Source organism: Halorubrum ezzemoulense (genome assembly GCF_004126515.1).
GTDB classification, from domain to species: domain Archaea; phylum Halobacteriota; class Halobacteria; order Halobacteriales; family Haloferacaceae; genus Halorubrum; species Halorubrum ezzemoulense.
On record NZ_CP034940.1, the window covers coordinates 2954479 to 2968586 of the forward strand.

The 14108-nt window shown below is 71.1% G+C and carries 13 protein-coding genes; 11 read left to right on the forward strand and 2 right to left on the reverse strand.

Annotated elements, in window-relative coordinates:
* Positions 1-212: 212 nt before the first annotated feature.
* The 10 genes from EO776_RS15080 (at position 213) to argF (ending at position 9773) form a co-directional block, all read left to right on the forward strand.
* Positions 213-1454 (forward strand): argininosuccinate synthase, encoded by a 1242-nt coding sequence (locus tag EO776_RS15080; RefSeq protein ID WP_094579748.1) that lies wholly within the window; start codon positions 213-215, stop codon positions 1452-1454.
* The gene (gene argH, locus EO776_RS15085) at positions 1455-2963 is read left to right on the forward strand and encodes an argininosuccinate lyase (RefSeq protein ID WP_049932118.1); all 1509 of its coding nucleotides are present in this window, start codon (positions 1455-1457) and stop codon (positions 2961-2963) included.
* On the forward strand, positions 2960-3124 hold the full coding sequence (locus tag EO776_RS19100; RefSeq protein WP_158228679.1) for a hypothetical protein: 165 nt from the start codon (positions 2960-2962) through the stop codon (positions 3122-3124). The genes argH and EO776_RS19100 overlap by 4 nt, the downstream gene beginning before the upstream one ends.
* A gap of 132 nt (positions 3125-3256) precedes the next feature.
* Positions 3257-3445, forward strand: a complete 189-nt coding sequence (gene lysW, locus EO776_RS15090; RefSeq protein ID WP_049932116.1) for a lysine biosynthesis protein LysW — start codon at positions 3257-3259, stop codon at positions 3443-3445.
* A 79-nt stretch (positions 3446-3524) separates the two neighbouring features.
* Positions 3525-4466: a lysine biosynthesis protein LysX gene (gene lysX, locus EO776_RS15095; protein ID WP_099289011.1), complete on the forward strand. Its 942-nt coding sequence runs from the start codon at positions 3525-3527 to the stop codon at positions 4464-4466.
* Positions 4463-5539 (forward strand): N-acetyl-gamma-glutamyl-phosphate reductase, encoded by a 1077-nt coding sequence (argC, locus tag EO776_RS15100; protein ID WP_100050318.1) that lies wholly within the window; start codon positions 4463-4465, stop codon positions 5537-5539. Before lysX ends, argC begins: the two co-directional genes overlap by 4 nt.
* The gene (locus tag EO776_RS15105) at positions 5536-6504 is read left to right on the forward strand and encodes an acetylglutamate/acetylaminoadipate kinase (RefSeq protein ID WP_099289010.1); all 969 of its coding nucleotides are present in this window, start codon (positions 5536-5538) and stop codon (positions 6502-6504) included. The genes argC and EO776_RS15105 overlap by 4 nt, the downstream gene beginning before the upstream one ends.
* Positions 6501-7628, forward strand: coding sequence for an aspartate aminotransferase family protein (locus EO776_RS15110; RefSeq protein WP_049932109.1), 1128 nt, complete (start codon positions 6501-6503; stop codon positions 7626-7628). Before EO776_RS15105 ends, EO776_RS15110 begins: the two co-directional genes overlap by 4 nt.
* Positions 7628-8809, forward strand: a complete 1182-nt coding sequence (locus EO776_RS15115) for a [LysW]-lysine hydrolase (protein ID WP_086216042.1) — start codon at positions 7628-7630, stop codon at positions 8807-8809. Before EO776_RS15110 ends, EO776_RS15115 begins: the two co-directional genes overlap by 1 nt.
* A 64-nt stretch (positions 8810-8873) precedes the next feature.
* Positions 8874-9773 (forward strand): ornithine carbamoyltransferase, encoded by a 900-nt coding sequence (gene argF / locus EO776_RS15120; RefSeq protein ID WP_094579751.1) that lies wholly within the window; start codon positions 8874-8876, stop codon positions 9771-9773.
* A gap of 39 nt (positions 9774-9812) precedes the next feature.
* Here the strand turns inward: argF and EO776_RS19105 are convergent, their stop codons facing one another.
* Both EO776_RS19105 and tatC (EO776_RS15125) read right to left on the reverse strand, forming a co-directional pair.
* Positions 9813-9968 (reverse strand): hypothetical protein, encoded by a 156-nt coding sequence (locus EO776_RS19105; RefSeq protein WP_176450650.1) that lies wholly within the window; start codon positions 9966-9968, stop codon positions 9813-9815.
* 556 nt (positions 9969-10524) lie between these two features.
* Positions 10525-11643, reverse strand: coding sequence for a twin-arginine translocase subunit TatC (gene tatC / locus EO776_RS15125; RefSeq protein WP_089308488.1), 1119 nt, complete (start codon positions 11641-11643; stop codon positions 10525-10527).
* Between the two features lie 215 nt (positions 11644-11858).
* On the opposite strand from tatC (EO776_RS15125), the gene tatC (EO776_RS15130) reads away from it, so the two are divergent.
* Positions 11859-14081 carry a twin-arginine translocase subunit TatC gene (gene tatC, locus EO776_RS15130; protein WP_094519689.1) on the forward strand — a complete coding sequence of 741 codons (2223 nt, stop codon included), beginning with the start codon at positions 11859-11861 and terminating at the stop codon, positions 14079-14081.
* Positions 14082-14108 lie beyond the last annotated feature (27 nt).

The following is a 14108-nucleotide window of genomic DNA, read 5'->3' on the forward strand; positions in this document are numbered from 1 at the left end:
GCGACCGCGACGAGACGTCCGACCGCCGCGACCGGCTTCCGGCGCGGCGCGACGACGAGGCCCTTCGGGCCAGTAATCTTCATCCCTCGTCGCGTTCGCGCCGTTCCGTTCCGGAGAGTCTCGACTATCGTCACCGCGAGCGGCCGCGCTGTCTTTTTCTTACAATCTCGAAACCGCTGAATTTAAGACCGTAGGCCGGGTGTACTCTGGTAATGACGAGCGTTGTACTCGCGTTCAGCGGGGGACTCGACACCACGGTCTGCGTACCGCTGCTGAAAGAGGAGTACGGCTACGACGAGGTCATCGGCGTGAACGTCGACGTCGGCCAGCCCACCGAGGAGTTCGACGAGGCCGAGGAGACCGCCGAGGCGCTGGGGCTCGACATCCACGTCGTCGACGCGAAGGATGAGTTCGCGGACCTCTGTTTCGACGCGGTGAAGTCCAACGCCAGCTATCAGGGCTACCCGCTCGGGACCGCCCTCGCGCGCCCGGTCATCGCCGAGGCGATCCTCGGCGTCGCCGAGGAGCAGGGCTGTGACGCCATCGCCCACGGCTGTACGGGGAAGGGGAACGACCAGCTCCGGTTCGAGGCCGTCTGGCGCGGCTCCGATCTTGAAGTGATCGCCCCCGTGCGCGAACTCGGCCTCACCCGCGAGTGGGAGATCGACTACGCCGCGGAGAAGGACCTGCCCGTCGAGGCCGGCGACGGCGGCGTCTGGTCCATCGACGAGAACATCTGGTCGCGCGCGGTCGAGGGCGGGAAGCTGGAGAACCCGAACTACGAGCCGCCGGAGGACATCTACGAGTGGACCGCCGAGCCGGAGGGCGAGACCACCATCGAGGTGACGTTCGAGGAGGGGATCCCCGTCGCCGTCGACGGCGAGGCGATGGACCCCGTGCCGCTCATCCAGCACCTCAACGAGCACGCCGGGGGGTACGGCGTCGGCCGCACCGACGTGATGGAGGACCGCATGCTCGGGCTGAAGGTGCGGGAGAACTACGAGCACCCGGCCGCGACGGTCCTGCTGACGGCCCACCAGGCACTCGAAGATCTCGTCCTGACGAAGAACGAGCGCTCGTTCAAGAAGGGGATCGAGCAGGAGTGGTCGGAGAAGGCGTACGAGGGGCTCGTGTTCGCGCCCGTCGTCGACGCGCTGAACGCCTTCGTCGACGAGACGCAGGACGTGGTGACCGGCACGGCGACCGTGAAGGTGTCCGGCGGCGACTGCCGCGTCGTCGCCCGCGACTCCGAGTACGCCGTCTACTCCGAGGAGATGGCCTCATTCAACACCGAGGACGTCGCCGGCATCGCCCAGTCGGACGCGACGGGCGTCGCGAAGTACCACGGACTCCAGGAGCGCCTCGCCAACGACGTGAAGGCGAGCGTCTCGAAGCCCGAGCTCGCGACGGACGGGTCCGGCGAGACGGACGGGTCCGACGCGGACGATAACTAGATGACCGACGACGATCCCGACGCGAGCGACGCGGACGAGGCGGCCGGCGGTGACGACACCGCCGTCCGGCGCGAGCGCTTCAGCGGCGGACCCGCCCGCGAGTTCCTGTCGAGCCTCGCGGCCGACGCCGCAATCTTCGAGGCGGACCTCGCCGTCGACCGGGCGCACACGGTGATGCTCGCCGAACAAGGGATCGTCGACGGCGGGGTCGCGGGCGAGATACTCGCCGCGCTCGACGAGGTGGAGGCCGCCGGCCACGGCGCGCTCCCGGACGGCGAGGACGTCCACGAGGCGATCGAGACCGCCGTCATCGACCGGGTCGGCCCGGACGGCGGCCGGATGCACACCGCCCGCTCGCGCAACGACGAGGTGGCGACGTGTATCCGGTACCGGCTGCGCGAGGACCTGCTCGACGCCGCCGAGGCGACCGTCGCCGCCCGGGAGGCGCTCGTTGAGGTCGCCGAGGAACACGCGGAGACGGTGATGCCGGGGTACACCCACCTCCAGCCGGCACAGCCGACGACGGTCGCGCATTACCTGCTGTCGTACGAGGGCGGGCTCGCGCGCGACACGGAGCGGCTCCTGGACGCGTACGACCGCGTCAACCGGTCGCCGCTCGGCGCGGCCGCGTTCGCCGGGACGCCGTTCGACGTCGACCGCGACCGGACCGCGGAGCTGCTCGGCTTCGACGGGACGGTCCGCAACTCGATGGACGCCGCCTCGGCGCGCGACTTCCTCGCGGAGACGGCGACGGCGCTCGCGACGCTCGCGACGACGCTATCGGGGCTCGCCGAGGACCTGATCGTTTTCTCGAACAAGGGGGTCCTCGAGCTGGCGGACGCGTACGCCTCGACCTCGTCGATCATGCCCCAGAAGAAGAACCCCGACACGCTGGAGCTGACCCGCGGCGTCGCGGGCGACGCGATCGGGGAGGCGACCGGTACGTTGAGCCTCCTGAAGGGGCTGCCGCGGGCGTACAACCGCGACCTCCAGCGCGCCCACGCGAGCGTCTTCGATATCGCCGGCGACGTGCGCGAAGCGACCGAGATCGCTGCGGGCGCGGTCGCGACCGCCGAGTGGGACGCGGACGCGCTCGCGGCCGCCGCGGGCGAGGGGTTCTCGACGGCCACGGGGGTCGCCGACCTGCTCGCGATGGCGGGCCTCCCGTTCCGGACCGCCCACGAGATCGTCGCGAGCGCCGCCCCCGCGGTCGGAGACGGCGACGACCCAGCGACCGCCGCCGCAAAAGTTGACGAGGCCGCACAGGCGGTACTGGGCGAGTCCCTCTTCGAGCGCGTGTCCCGCGACGAGGTGGAACGCGTCCTCGATCCGGCCGCGAGCGTCGCGAGCCGCGACTCCGCGGGCGGCCCCGCGCCGGAGGCGGTCGCGGCGGACCTGACGGCCGCGACCGCAGGGATCGACGCGGACGCGACGGCGCTCGACGACCGCCGCGAGGCGCTGGCGGCGGCGGCCGAGGCGCTCGACGCGGAGGTGGCGACGTATGAGTGATCGTGGGACCGACCGCGGTGGTCGCCGCGGGCGGACACCGAACCGGCCGCCGCCGCCGAACCGACCGCCGCAGCCGGACCGACTGCGACGACCGCCGCGACCGGGGGTCGACCGACGACCCCCGGTCGCGAACTCGTCTCCGCGAGGGGACGAACAAGTAACTAGGATCTGATAGTCCGGTTCGTTCGGGCGCTTTCGGCCGCTCTCGAACCGATAGCCGGTGCTTTGGCTAGTGTATATTTTTTGGTAAGTTCGGAAGATTTATGGTATCGAGTCACCCAGAGTGGAGTACGATGACAAGCGACACTGACACGCTGACCGCGGAGGACCCGATCGCGGGCGAAGAAATCGAGATCCCGGCCGACGTGGAGGTCGGCGAGATCATTGACAGTCCGGTCACGGGGACCGAGCTGGAGGTCATCTCGCTCGACCCGGTCGTCTTGGAGGAGGCGCCAGAGCTCGAGGAGGACTGGGGCGAGTAGATGGTGACGACCGCCGCGGCCGCGACACCCGAGTGGTCGACATGCGCGTGAACACCGACCCGAACGGAGGGGAATCGACGTGCGCGTAGGCGTCCTCTACTCGCGGATCCGGAAAGACGAGAAGCTCCTGCTCGGCGAGCTCCGCGAGCGGGGCCACGACGTGGCGAAGATCGACGTGCGCAAGGAGCGGTTCGGCCTGGACTCGACGACGGCCGCCGTCGACGACCTCGACCTCGTGGTCGACCGCTGCCTGTCGACGAGCCGGTCGCTGTACGCGACGCGGTTCCTCGACAGCTACGGCGTCCCCGTGGTGAACGGCCCGGAGACGGGCGACGTCTGCGCCGACAAGGCGAAGAACTCGCTCGCGCTCGCCGAGGCGGACGTGCCGACCCCGGCGACGGAGGTCGCGTTCACGACGGAGGCCGCCCTAGAGGCGATCGAGTCGTTCGGCTACCCGTGCGTCCTCAAGCCCGTGACCGGCTCGTGGGGGCGGCTGATGGCGAAGATCGACTCGCGGAACGCCGCCGAAGCAATCTTGGAACACAAGGAGACGCTCGGCCACTACGAGCACAAGGTGTTCTACGTCCAGGAGTTCGTCGACAAGCCCGGCCGCGATATCCGCGTGCTGGCGGTCGACGGCGAGCCGGTCGCGGCGATGACGCGCTCCTCGGACCACTGGCTCACGAACGCCGCGAAGGGCGGCGAGACGGAGCCGTTCGAGCTCGACGAACACGCGACCGAACTCGTCGAGAAGGCCTCGGAGGCCGTCGGCGGCGGTATGCTCGGCGTCGACCTGATGGAGGTGGGAGTCGAGGCGGAATCGGACACCGCCGAGACCGGCGTCGGCGCAGACGGCGACGGCGCGGCCGACGACTATACCGTCCACGAGGTGAACCACACCGTCGAGTTCAAGGCGCTCGACGCGGCCACCGACGTCGACGTCCCGTCGCGGGTCGTCGACTGGCTGGAGGCGAAGGCGACCGAGCTGGCCGACGGAGCCGTCGCGGGGGCCGACGCGTGACCGTAGACGCCGAGGACAGCGGCGCGGCCGCCGACGCCTACACCGCCAGCGTCGTCGGCGGCACCGGGTTCACCGGCGGCGAGCTGCTGCAGCTCCTCGCCGGCCATCCGAACTTCGAGGTCGTCCAGGCGACTTCGCGGTCGGCCGACAACATGACCGTCGGGCGCTCGCACCCGAACCTGCGCGGGCTCGACCTTCGCTTCTCGGACCCCGAAGACCTCGAATCGGTCGACGTGCTGTTCGCGGCGACGCCGCACGGCGTCTCGATGGAACGCATCGACGAGTTCACCGAGGCCGCCGACACCGTGGTCGACCTCTCGGCGGACTTCCGGCTCCCCGAGGCCGACGCCTACGACGAGTGGTACGACGGGCACGAGTCGCCGGAGTACTTGGAGCGCGCGGAGTACGCGCTCCCGGAGATCAACCGCGGGAACCTCCCCGGCGCCGACCTGATCGCCGGCGGGGGCTGTAACGCGACCGCGACGATCCTCGGGCTGAAGCCCCTCGTCGACGCCGGCGCGCTCGGTCCCGAGAGCGGCGAGGTCGTCGTCGACGTGAAGGTCGGCTCTTCGGAGGGCGGCGCGGGCGGCGGCGCGGCCTCCTCGCACCCGGAGCGCTCGGGCGTCGTGCGCCCGTACGCCCCGACCGGCCACCGCCACGAGGCGGAGATAGAGGCGTACATCGGACTCTCCGTCTCCTTCACGGTCCACGCGGTCGACATGGTCCGCGGCGCGAGCGCGACGTGTCACGTCTTCCCCGACGAGCCGGTCTCGAAGGGGGACCTCTGGGGCGCGTACCGCGACGCCTACGCGGACGAACCGTTCGAGCGGATCGTCTCGGGCGGGGGCGGCGTCTACCGCTACCCCGAGCCGAAGGCGGTCGCCGGGACGAACCACGGCGAGGTCGGCTTCGAGCTCGACCCCGGCAACCGCCGTGTGGTCGTCTTCTCGGCGATCGACAACATGATGAAAGGCTCCGCCGGGCAGGCGGTCCACGCGGCGAACGTCGCCCTCGGACTGCCCGAGACGGCGGGCCTCGAGTTCGACGGGCTCCACCCGGTGGGTGCGCCGTGACGGGGAGTGGTTCCGAACCGGCGGCCGAGCCGCCCGTCGTCGTCAAGGTCGGCGGCGCGAAGGCGGTCGACCCGGCCGGCGCGGTCGGCGACGTCGCGCACCTCGCGGCCAACGGGCGCCCCGTCGTCGTCGTCCACGGCGGCTCGACGGTCGTCGACGAGACGCTCGAACGGCTCGGCATCGAGCCCGACTACGTCGAGTCCGCCTCGGGCGTCACCGGGCGGTTCACCGACGCGGAGACGATGGAGGCGTTCGCGATGGCGATGGCCGGCAAGCTCAACACCGAACTGACGGCACAGTTCCGCTCGGCCGGAGTCGACGCGGTCGGCCTCTCCGGGGTCGACGGCGGCCTCCTCGCCGGGCCGCGTAAGTCCGCGGTCCGCGTCGTCGAGGACGGGAAGCGGAAGATCCGGCGCGGCGACCACTCCGGGCGGATCGAGTCGGTGAACGCCGACCTCCTCGCCGGCCTCCTCGACGGCGGCTACACGCCGGTCGTCTCGCCGCCGATGGCGGGCGACGAGGGCGACGGCGAGGTGACGGCGGTCAACGCCGACGCCGACCGCGCGGCCGCGGCGGTCGCGGGCGCGCTCGACGCCGACCTCGTCCTCCTGACCGACGTGGCGGGCGTGTACGCCGACCCGGACGACCCCGAGACGCGCATCGACGCGGCCGCGACGCCCGACGAGTTGGCGGCCGTCGAGGACGCGGCCGAGGGGTTCATGGGCAAGAAGGTGATGGCCGCGAGGGAGGCGCTCGAAGGCGGAGCGGGCCGCGTCGTGATCGCGGACGCCAACGTCCGCGACCCGGTCGTCGCCGCGCTCGGCGGCGAGGGGACGACAATCGAGCGGGCGGCGCTCGGCGGCGACGGAACAGCGGGGGGAGACGACGAGGCGGCGGACGGCCAAACCGGAGAGGCGGACGGCGACAGCGGACCCGCCGAGCCCGACGGAGGTGAGACCGCGTGAGCGGCTTCGTCTTCTCGGAGAAGCCGATCGGGATCGCCTCGGGAGATGGGGTACACCTCACCGACACGAACGGCACGGAGTACCTCGACTTCGGGGCCAGCTACGCCTGTACGCCGGTCGGCCACTGCCACCCGGAGGTCGTCGACGCCGCGACGAGCCAACTGGAGGAGCTGCTGTACGTCCAGGCGTCGTACCCGCACGCGGCGCGGACGGCGCTGTACGAGCGGTTGGCCGAGGTCGCGCCCGTCGACGTCGACAACGTCTGGCTCTGTAACTCCGGGACGGAGGCGAACGAGGCCGCGCTGAAGTTCGCCCGGCACGCGACGGGCCGCGAGAAGATAATCGCGACCACGCAGGGGTTCCACGGCCGGACGATGGGGACCCTCGCGACGACGTGGAAGGACAAGTACAAGGACGGGTTCGGCCCGCTCGCGGGCGGCGTCGAGTTCGTCGAGTACGGCGACGCCGAGGCGATGCGCGAGGCGGTCGACGAGGACACCGCCGCGGTCATCTTGGAGCCGCTCCAGGGCGAGGGCGGGATCAACCCCGTCCCGACCGAGTACCTTCAGGCTGTCCGCGTCGCGACCGCCACCTCCGGCGCGGCGATGATCCTCGACGAGATCCAGACCGGGCTCGGGCGCACCGGAGACATGTGGGCCGCCGACCGCCACGACGTGGTACCGGACATCCTCACGACCGCGAAGGGGCTCGGCAGCGGGCTCCCGATCGGCGCGACGCTGTGTCGCGACTGGATCGCCGAGGACTCGGGCGATCACGGCTCGACGTTCTCCGGCGGGCCCGTGGTGTCGGCCGCGGCGGGCGCCACCCTCGACGTGATCGAGCGCGAGGACCTCCCGGCCCACGCCGAGGCGGTCGGGAACTACCTCCGCAGCGAGCTCCGCGACCGCCTCGGCGACGACGTGCGCGACGTGCGCGGCGACGGGCTGATGGTCGGGATCGAGGTGCGCCGCGGGTCGAACCGCCTGCTGCGCGACCTCGCCATCGACCACCAGATCCTCGCGCTGCCGGCGGGGCGGACCGTGCTGCGCCTGCTGCCGCCGCTGACGATCGAGCGCGAGCACGCCGACGCCGTCGTCGACGCGATAGCCGAGGTGGTCGGCTGATGGCGGCCGGCAAGGAACAGGATCGGGAGGGCGGCGAGGCGGCCGACGACGCCGCGGCCGGCGGCACCGACGTCGTCGCCGGCGGCGGCTACCCCGCGGCCTGCGACACGCCGGCCCGGAAGCTGCTGTACGACATGGTCTCGATCCCCTCGCCGTCGCGCAACGAGGAGCGGGCGGCCGAGCGCCTCGTCGACTTCTTCGAGGCGAACGGCCGGGAGGCGTGGATCGACGAGGTCGGCAACGTCCGCGCCCCGGCGAACGACGCCGTGCTCCTCACCTCGCACGTCGACACCGTCCCCGGCGACATCCCTGTCGAGGTGCGGCCCGCGCCGTCCGAGGGCGAGCTGCCGGAGCCCTCCGACGTCCGCGTCGGCGACCCCGGCGACCCCGTGTTGTGGGGTCGCGGGTCAGTCGACGCGACCGGACCGCTCGTCTCGATGGCGGTCGCCGCGGTGAAGACCGGCGTCTCCTTCGCGGGCGTCGTCCGCGAGGAGGTCGACTCCGGCGGCGCGCGCCACCTCATCGGCGACCGCGACGCGCCGGAGGCGGTGGTCAACGGCGAGCCGTCGGGCTGGCAGGGGATCACGCTCGGCTACCGCGGCCTGCTCGAGGGGACGTACGTGAACACCAGCGAGTCGGGCCACTCCTCGCGGCCGGAGCCGAACGCGATCCAGCACGCGATCGACTGGTGGCACGGCGTCGAGGAGGCGTTCACGCCGGACGACGCGGAGACCGCCGTGTTCGACCAGGTGACGACCAAGCCCATCTCGGTCGACGGCGGCCTGAGCGACGACGGCCTCGCCGTGGAGGCGACAGTGGACGTCCAGCTGCGGATCCCGCCGTCGCGGCCGGTCGACGAGATCCACGAGCTCGCGGAGGCGGAGCTGTCGACCGGCACCGTCCGCTGGGGCGAGCCGATGCCGCCCGTGATGGAGAGTCCGCGGACCGACCTCGCGCGGGCGTTCCGCGTCGCGATCCGGTCCGCGGGCGGCGACGTGCGCCTGCTCCGGAAGACCGGCACGAGCGACATGAACCTCTTCGCGGCCGCGTGGGACTGCCCGATGGTCACCTACGGGCCCGGGAACTCCGACCTCGACCACGCGCCCGACGAGCGGCTCCCGCTACCCGACCTCGACCGCGCCGTGCGCGTGCTGACCGAGGTCTGCCGCGAGCGACTGTAACCCGACGCACCTCCCCGAAACCGACTGTTTTCGAACGACACCACCACCCGACACCACACCAACGATGCCCCTCGCAACCGACGACTTCCTCGACATCGACGACGTGACGCCCGCCGAACTGGACGCCCTGCTCGACCGCGCCGCCGCGATGAAGGCGGGCGAGACCGACCCTCGACTCGGGGACGCGACGCTGGGGATGATCTTCGAGAAACCCTCGACGCGCACCCGGGTCTCCTTCGAGACGGGCATGACTCGACTCGGCGGCCACGCGATGTTCCTCGGCCCCGACGACATCCAGCTCGGCCACGGCGAGCCGCTGAAGGACACGGCGCGGGTCCTCGGCCGGTACGTCGACGGCGTGATGGCCCGGCTGTTCGACCACGAGGACGTGGAGACCCTCGCCGAGTACGCCGACTGTCCCGTGATCAACGGGCTCACCGACGAGGCGCACCCCTGTCAGACGCTCGCCGACCTCCTCACGATCCGGGAGACGGTCGGCGAGGACGCCACGGTCGCGTGGGTCGGCGACGGCAACAACGTCGGGCAGTCGTTCGTCGTCGGCGCGGCGATGGCCGGCGTCGACGTGGAGGTCGCCACGCCCGCCGACTACGGGATGGACCCCGACGTGTTCGACCGCGCCGCCGAGTTCGGCGCGGACGTGGCGCCGACGACTGATCCGGCGACCGCTATCGAGGGCGCCGACGTCGTTTACACCGATGTCTGGATCTCGATGGGGCAGGAGGACGAGCGCGAGGAGAAGCTCGCCGCCTTCGACGGGTTCCAGGTGAACGCCGACCTGCTCGCGGACACCGGCGCGAAGGTGATGCACTGCCTGCCCGCGCACCGCGGCGAGGAGATCACGGACGGCGTGCTCGAATCCGACCGGGCTTTGGTCTGGGACCAAGCGGAGAACCGGATGCACGCGCAGAACGCGCTGCTCGTCGAGCTGCTCGGCGAGGCGTGAGGGCGCCGCTGGCGGGGCCGAACCAGAACTGCCGCGGCCTCACCGGCGGTTCGGCGGGTCGCGGTCGTCCATGAGGAAGACGCTGTCTTGGTTCGGGTCGAAGTACACCTCCAGCGCGCGGAGGGCGCCCACGTACGCCGCGACCGCGGCGAACACGAACGAGATAGCTGCCGGAACGACGAGGCCGAGGACCATACCGAGTCGATCCTGCCGCGGCGGACTAATGCGTGTCGGCGGAGCGGAGCCGCGTGTCGGCGGAGCGGAGCCGCGTGTCGGCGGAGCGGCGGCGCGTGCCGACGAGCGCCCGCGGGGCGCGAGTCGCACGCGCGAGGGACGCGGTGAGCGACGGGCGACCGAAGGGAGCCCGGAGTGAACCGCGAGGCTGGGGCGGTGTGAGGTGCGGCGCCGTGTGGTCGGGGCGGGACTCGAAGGGGCAGTCGCCGGCGGCGAAGCCGCCGGCTGCCCGTGGCGCGTAGCGCCACGCTGCCGCGAGGCCGAAGCACGCCGCAGTAAGCACCGCAACGAGGGAGCGTCAGCGACCGAGTGAGCCGCGCAACAGGGCGCGCGAGTCCTCGCGGCTAGGGCTTCGGAGGTGTCGTCGGCGATCAGCAGGTGTCTGCGTAGAGCCGGGCGGCTGGGGATTGGGAGGCGGTCGCCGTAGAACCGCAGTTCACGAACGACCGAGCGTCTGAGGCGCTGACGGTGTCTGCTGTCGATCCGCAATCAGTGGTAGAAACAGCACCGACCGGATCTAGTTCCCGGTCCAGCGCAGTATCGCGAGCGTCCCCTCGAAGAGGGCGATCATCGTGAGCGTCACGATGATCGGCGCCATCCCGGTCGGATCGGGGCTGAACAGGAACGCGATCCCGAGGAACGACCCCCAGAAGATCAGCCGCTTCGCCTCCAGCCACTGCCGGGTGACGAGGTTCATCATGATCGCGAGCATGATGAAAAGCGGGATCTGGAAGACGATCGCCATGAACGCGAGCATGATGACGATCAGGTTAAACGTCTCCGCGAGCCCGAAGGCGATCGTCGCGGCGTCGGAGGTGTAGGTGGTGAAATACGAGAAGATCGCGGGCAACACGAGGAAGTGCGCGAACGCGATCCCGACACCGCCTAAGATTAGGCTCGTCGGGACCGCCGCGAGGTAGTAGCGGCGCTCCGTCTCGTAGAGTCCCGGGCGCATGAACCGGTACGTCTCGTAGACGAACGCCGGGAGCCCGACCACGACGCCCGCGAGACCGGCCACCTTCAGGCGGGTGAGCGGGAGTTCGAGCGGGCCGTACAGCCGCGGGCGGTTCTCCAGCGGCGCCGGGATGTGGTAGCTCCAGAAGTAGTTGATCAGCTCCGTCGACTCGGTGACGACGACGAGCGTCGCCAGCCCGCCGATGAGGAAGACGACCGCGAGCCGGCGCATCATCTCCTCGATGTGCGCGGCCAGCGGCATCTCCTCGTCCGTCTCCGGCCCTTCGATACCCTCGAACGGCTCGTCCTCGACGGCCGTGGCGGCGTCGGCGGTCGGTGCGTCCGCGGTCGTCGCCGGCGTGCCGCCGTCGCCGAGGCTCTGGGCGTCGTCCGTCGCCGGGAGGCCGTCAGTCGACGGGTCGGCGGCGTCCGCGGAGCCGGTGGCCGCGGAGGCGGCCGAGTCGGCGTCAGCGGAGGCGGTCGAGTCGGCGTCGACCGCGGCGGGGTCCACCTCGGGTCCGACCTCTGCTTCGACCTCGGACTCGACGCTCTCGGACGCGGCGTCGACGGACTCGACGCTCTCGCCGCCCTCTCCGGCGGCGTCGCTCTCGGGTTCGTCCTCGTCGGTCGACCCGTCAGCGGCGGCCGAGTCGTCGTCGCGCGGCCGGTCCGAGTCGTCCATTCAGTTGCCCTACGCGACCGGGCGGTTATCAACCTTTTCGGATGGCTGCGTCGCGCGGGGGCGAAACCGGGTCTCGCGGCGGCGACGGAGCGACCGAAGCGGCGGCCTGGCCGGGCCCGGCGGGCTCGTAACTGCTCAACGGCCCCGCGACGGCTCGGCGGCCGGAGCGCCCGCGGTCGAAAAGGTTGATAACGGCGACGACCGTCGCCTTCCGTATGGCGAGCGCCCTCGACGAAGACACCCAGCAGTCGATCGCGGAGGGCCGCGAGACGGCGAAGGCGTTCCTTCGGTCGATCCAGAAGGATCTCCAGAAGGTGTTCGTCGTCTTCCTCATCGGCTTCCTCGCGACGTTCTGGGCGCTCCGAACGTACATCTGGGACCGGCTGCGGGAGGTGACCGAGTCCAACATGAGCGCCGCCGTCGCCGAGGAGGCGGACATCATCGCGACGACCCCGTTCGAAGTGATCCTCCTCCAGGCGAAGATCGGGCTGATCGTGGGCGCGATCGCCGCGATCCCGCCGCTGATCTACGTCACCCGCGACGAACTCCGCGCTCGCGGTATGTGGCCGCAGTCGCCGATCGCCCGCTGGAAGCTCGCGCTCCTCGGACTGCTCGCCGCGGGGCTGTTCTCCGCCGGCGTCGCCTACGGCGTCTTCGCCTTCTTCCCGCTGATGTTCGGCTTTCTCGCGGAGTTCGGGCTGGAGGCCGACATCCAGCCCACCTACGGGATCGTGATGTGGACTGAGTTCATCGTCTTCCTCTCCCTCTCGTTCGGCCTCGCCGGACAGATGCCGATGGTCATCACCGGGCTGTCGTACGCCGAGATCGTCCCGTACGAGACGTTCCGCGACAAGTGGCGCTACGCGGTCGTCGCCATCTTCGTGTTCGGCGCCGTCTTCTCGCCGCCGGACCCGTTCACCCAGCTACTGTGGGCGTTCCCGCTGGTCGCGCTGTACGGCTTCAGCCTCTACCTCGCGAAGCTCGTCGTCACGGCGAAACGGAGCTCCGACCGGATCGACGTGCTCGGCGCCGTGCGGAACCACTGGAACGTCGTCGGGGGCGCGACCGTCCTCGGTGGCGCGCTCGTGTACGGCTTCTACGAGTACGGCGGTCGAACCGCGGTCAACGACCTGCTCCGGCTCGCGGGGAGCACGCGGCGGTTCCTCGAACCGGGCGCCGGGCTCGGCGTCGACCCGACGACCGCGCTCGGCGTCTACGCGGCCGCGTGGGCGATCGCGTTCGCGGCCGTCGCGACGCTGTGGGCGGTGTACACCGACCTCGACACCGCGAGCGCGGGCTACCGGTACGGCGACCCGACCGCCATCGACGTGGGCGAACTCGACGCCGCGGGCGTGCGGGCGGCCCCCGCGGACGCGTTCGCCGAGATGGGCGAAGAGGAGTCGCTCGCGCTCGCGCAATCCGCGATCGACGACGACGACCCGGAGAAGGCGCAGGCGATCCTCGACCGCTTCGACGAGGCGAACGAGGGGAGCGACGGCGACAATGGCGCGGACGGCGACGGCGGCGCGGACGGCGACGGCGGCGCGGACGACGCCGGCGAGGACGGGCTCGTCGGGAACGTCCAGAACCGGACCTCGCGGGCGAGTTCGACGTTCCTCGCGGAGCTCACCGACGGCAACGAGGAGGAGGCCGAAGACGACATCGGCGGCTACTACACGGACCTCAAGTTCATCTTCGACTCGCTGCGCACGCGGTCGTTCCGGATCGTCGCGGTGTTCGGCGCCGTGATGGCGGCCGCGTTCACGTGGCTGTACCTCGGCGGGCTCGGAACGGTCCGGGGCGACCTCGAACGGCGCGTGCCCGCGGAGGTCGAGGGCGGGATCAACATCATCACGCTCCACCCGGTCGAGGCGCTCATCTTCATGGTGAAGTTCTCGGTGATGCTCGGGATCTTCGCCGCGTTCCCCGTGGCCCTCTACTACGCGTGGCCCGCGCTCCGCGAGCGCGGCTTCGTCGCCGGGCGGCTCTATCAGGTGTACCTGTGGGCGGGCGCGCTCGGCGCCGGGATGATCGGCGGCTTCGCGCTCGGGTACGCGTACATCGCCCCCGGGATCATCGGCTGGCTCGTCACCGACGCGCGCCTCGCGGACATGGTCATCACCTACCAGGTGAGCGACTTCCTCTGGCTCGTCATCTACACGACCATCGGGATCGGCTTCCTCGCGGACATCCCCATCGCGATGGTCCTGCTGAACAACGCCGGCGTCCCGTACCGCGTGTTCCGCGCCCGCTGGCGCGAGGTGACGATCGGGATCCTGCTCGTCGCGGCCGTGTTCACCCCCGCCGACGTGATCACGATGTTCCTCGCGACGATCCCGTTGATGTTGGCGTACGGCGTCGGCGTCGGCGTCCTCTTCCTCGTCACCTTCGGGGGGCGGCGGGACCTCTCTCCGCCCGCGGAGTTCGTCGGGGAGTGAGTCCCCGCGCTCGGCGCGGCCGACGGC

What these genes read in the sequence shown, in the direction of transcription:
- argH (WP_049932118.1), top strand. Translation starts at nt 1,455, where the DNA reads ATGACCGACGACGATCCCGACGCGAGCGACGCGGACGAGGCGGCCGGC.
- argF (WP_094579751.1), top strand. Translation starts at nt 8,874, where the DNA reads ATGCCCCTCGCAACCGACGACTTCCTCGACATCGACGACGTGACGCCC.
- tatC (WP_089308488.1), bottom strand. Translation starts at nt 11,643, where the DNA reads ATGGACGACTCGGACCGGCCGCGCGACGACGACTCGGCCGCCGCTGAC.
- lysW (WP_049932116.1), top strand. Translation starts at nt 3,257, where the DNA reads ATGACAAGCGACACTGACACGCTGACCGCGGAGGACCCGATCGCGGGC.
- EO776_RS15080 (WP_094579748.1), top strand. Translation starts at nt 213, where the DNA reads ATGACGAGCGTTGTACTCGCGTTCAGCGGGGGACTCGACACCACGGTC.
- tatC (WP_094519689.1), top strand. Translation starts at nt 11,859, where the DNA reads ATGGCGAGCGCCCTCGACGAAGACACCCAGCAGTCGATCGCGGAGGGC.
- EO776_RS19105 (WP_176450650.1), bottom strand. Translation starts at nt 9,968, where the DNA reads ATGGTCCTCGGCCTCGTCGTTCCGGCAGCTATCTCGTTCGTGTTCGCC.
- EO776_RS15115 (WP_086216042.1), top strand. Translation starts at nt 7,628, where the DNA reads ATGGCGGCCGGCAAGGAACAGGATCGGGAGGGCGGCGAGGCGGCCGAC.